The 244-nt window shown below is 61.9% G+C and carries 1 protein-coding gene; it reads right to left on the reverse strand.

The window, feature by feature from the left end:
• A partial coding sequence (locus tag J5M73_RS31650; RefSeq protein ID WP_207817040.1) for an amino acid permease occupies positions 1 to 244 on the reverse strand: 244 nt, incomplete at both ends.

Consider the following 244-nt stretch of genomic DNA (forward strand, 5'->3'; position numbering starts at 1 on the left):
TCGCGGGTGAAGATGTCGGCCTTGAACGCCACGGCCGCAATGACGATGAACATCACCAGCGGCACAATCTTCGCCACCGTGGTCAATTGGTTGATGAACGCCGCCTCCTTGATCCCACGCAGCACCAGGAAGTGCACGGCCCAGAGCAGCACCGAGGCGCCGATCACCGCGGCCGGGGTGTTGCCCTCGCCGAAGATCGGGAAGAAATAGCCCAAGGTGCTGAACAGCAGGACGAAGTAGCCGA

It is taken from the genome of Pseudomonas sp. 50_B (genome assembly GCF_017491625.1).
GTDB classification, from domain to species: Bacteria; Pseudomonadota; Gammaproteobacteria; order Pseudomonadales; family Pseudomonadaceae; genus Aquipseudomonas; species Aquipseudomonas danubii.